Origin of the sequence: Dactylosporangium sp. NPDC049525 (genome assembly GCF_040676755.1) — a bacterium.
Classification (GTDB): Bacteria; Actinomycetota; Actinomycetes; order Mycobacteriales; family Micromonosporaceae; genus Dactylosporangium.
In genome coordinates, this window is sequence record NZ_JBFAPO010000042.1 from 1 (window position 1) to 3,267 (window position 3,267).

Consider the following 3,267-nt stretch of genomic DNA (forward strand, 5'->3'; position numbering starts at 1 on the left):
AGAAGGAACACCCCGGCCATGGTAGGGCAGCCGCGGGCGCCCCCACCCGGCGGCCGGGCGCGGCCCACCACGGCGGTGGGCCAGTGGGCGGGGGCCTCGGTCACCACCCCCACCCCGCCCCCCCCCGGGGGGGGGGGGCCCGACCGGTTCGTGCGCACGATGTTGACGTGGGATGCGGTGCGCCGGGATGGGTGGGGCGCTGCTGGCGATGGATCGCGAGCTCCGTCTCCAGCTCGGGGCTTGACAGGCAGCCCGTCACTCGAACGGGTCAGGCCAACCGTCAACTCGAATTGACGGTTCGGTCAGCCGGGCTCGTCGCAGAGTTCGCAGACGACCGTTGGCCGCAGCAGAGGCAACTGTCGACACTGAGCCGTAGCGGCCGACCGTCGACGCCACTGCCATGGCTGCCCGGCTCGGCATCCCGCATGTCGACGATTCCCTGCCGTATCAATCGCTTCAACCACGCCGAGACCGGGCGCTCAAAGTACCGATGCACCAGCCACGACACGACCAGCATGACGGCCAGCAGTCCGAGCATCAGCGGCCAGTGCGGGACAGCATCCTCCAGCCATCTGATGGCAGTGAACCCGATGACGTCGTGCAGCAGGTAGAGAGGAAATGTCAGGGCACCCGCCGTAGTCAGCCACCGCCACCGGATCCGCGACATCCAGCCGAGGGCGACGCCTGCCATCAAAAGGTAGAAGACCGCCAGCAGGGGAACGCTGACCCACCAGTGTTGCGGCGCCCCGGTGGACAGGGACGCCTGGGGTGCCTCCCGCGCCATCATGTACTGGGTGTGCAGGAACGAGAACCCGACAATGCCCCACAGGAGTCCGCTCGGGCGGAACCGGTACATGAGGTAGAAGGCGATGCCGCCGACGAAGTACATGGAGTATTCCGGCGTGAAGACCTCCAGCATCAGGGGTTCGTTCGATGCTGTCGCCAGCATCGATGCTGCCGTCCAGAGGGCGCAGAACGCGACGACCCGCCGATAGGTGACACCTCGCCACACCACGAGCGCGAACAGGAGATAGAACTTCATCTCGGTCCAGAGAGTCCAGTAGACCCCGTCGACGAGCGACACGTTCCACGGCTCGGCAACCATCGTCAGGTTGAACGCCACCTCCGATGCGGACAGCCGGGTCGTGTGCAGCGGCAGTACCGTCACCACGGCCGTCGTTGCGATCACCGCGAACCAGAACGTTGGATACAGGCGCACCGCCCGGGACAGGAAGAAGTCACCGAGCGGTTTTCCCCAGGCGCTCATGCAGATTACGAAGCCGCTGATCAGGAAAAACAGGTGCACACCCATCCAGCCGTACTGGGCGACCGAATGGAGGTAGGGAAACAGCTGAGGCATGGACGGTTCGCCCCAGGCGCCCTGCCCCTGCCCGGTCCAATGGAAGAGGACCACGAAGATGGCAGCGGCGAGCCGTAAGCCGTCAAGCACCGCTACCCGGCCGTGGGTTGACTGGCCGGTCGTGGTGCCCACGCTCGACGATGGGTGGGCGGCGATCGTCACCGAGCTACCCGTTCCCTGTTGCGCTTGGCGAGCTGGGCGACCGATTGCGAACGCCTCCATGGCGGCGGTGGGGCCGTCTTGGACACGGCGGGCTGGGCCACGGGAGCTCCTCCGGGGGTGGGGGCGGACCCCCGGATCCTGCCGATGTCGATGCCTTGTGGCAACTCCGCCGCCCATACAGCCGATGTTCAAGCACGCCACCGACACTTGGCGAGGCGACGACATCGGCCAGTACGCGGACCTCACCGGCTGGTGGCGCGACGCTGACCTGCTCCGCGACCTCGGACCGGCTTTGGCCGGACTGTTCCCGCAAGCCGCACCTACCGTGGTGCTCGGCCCCGACTCGCGAGGCCCACTCGTCGGCCCTCTGGTCGCGCTGCACCTCGGGCTCGGGTTCGTCGAAGTACGCAAGAACCGCACGCCTGCTCAGGGACCTCTAGGACCCGCCAGGAGAACGAGACGCATGGCATGCAGCCGGCCGGACACCAGCCGCCGATGGTGCGCAACAGCCGCCTCGGTCGCGGCCCGCATTGCAAGACAGCGTCGACGGCTATGCCAAACGCGCGCTCATCGGCGGAAGAGTGCGCGCCGGCGCATGGCGGGACGGCGGCGGGATGATCAGGTGCAAGCTCGGCACGGCTCGATCATCCCGGTGCCCATGACGGCGCTGACAGTAGGTGGCCCAGCTTATGTGGGACCACCCATAGCCGGAGGAGCGCCTAGCTTCGCAGGTAAGGACTGCCGTGACAGCGGCAAGGGGTAGCTGGCTTCAATGATCAGCACCCCCCGTGGGGTGGCGCAGTTCTTTTGGTGCCCCCGGCTAGAGACAAACCTGCGCGGCTTGACCGTGCCGTTGCCTGGGTTGAGCTGGGCTGATGCGTGGGTTGGCCTTGTGTTCGAGCTGCCAGGGCGGTTGCAGGTTGGTGGTTCCGAGCGGGCCTCGTGCGGTGACGGCCGGCCCGTTGTCGGTGCTCGCATCGCACCCTCACCGTGGTCGACCACGACGCACTCATCTGGTGACGACCGTGCAGCTGATCGTGCCAGTTGTTGCCCGACGTTATGTTTGCGTCATGCTGCTGGCCAAGGGGCAGAACATGACACTGCCGGTTGCGCGTATGCGCGTCGTGATCGGCTGGCGTCCGGGTGCGGGTGTGCCCGAGGTGGACGGTTGTGTCCTGGTGCTCGGTGCCGGCGGCAAGGTGGGTGGCGACGCGGACATGGTCTTCTACAACCAGCCCGCGCATCCGAGCGGCGCGGTGCGCCACGAAGGCAAGGCGGCGGGTGGTGAGACGCTCGCGATCGACCCGGCCGGCCTGCCGCCGGCCGTGGACCGGGTGGTGATCGGCGGCTCGACCGACGGTGGCACGTTCGGGTCGGTGCCGGGGCTGCACCTCGCGGTGCTGGACGCGGTGAGCGGGGCCGAGATCGCGCGGTTCCAGGTCGGCGACGCGGCGAGCGAGACGGCGTTGCTGTTCGCGGAGGTGTACCGACGCGGCACCGAGTGGAAGCTGCGTGCGGTAGGGCAGGGGTACGCGTCGGGGCTAGCGGGATTCGCGCAGGACTTCGGCGTGACGGTGGTTGAGGAGGAGGAGCCGGTACGCGCGGTCCCGCCCGGGCCGCCGGTCCCGTTCGGGCCGCCGGTTCCGTTCGGGCCGCCGGTTCCGTCTGGGCCGCCGGTTCCGTTCGGGCCGCCGGTCTCGTCTGGGCCGCCGGTCTCGTCTGGGCCGCCGGTCTCGTCTGGGCCG

At 68.4% G+C, this 3,267-nt stretch carries 2 protein-coding genes; one reads left to right on the forward strand and one right to left on the reverse strand.

Annotated elements, in window-relative coordinates; all coding sequences use genetic code 11:
* Nucleotides 1–280: 280 nt before the first annotated feature.
* Entirely contained in the window at nucleotides 281–1,522 is a 1,242-nt protein-coding gene (locus AB0K00_RS40005) for an acyltransferase (protein WP_363532151.1), read from the reverse strand.
* Between the two features lie 1,025 nt (nucleotides 1,523–2,547).
* Between AB0K00_RS40005 and AB0K00_RS40010 the strand changes: the two genes are divergently transcribed.
* Nucleotides 2,548–3,267: TerD family protein (locus AB0K00_RS40010; RefSeq protein ID WP_363532154.1), on the forward strand; the 720-nt coding region annotated here is incomplete at its 3' end.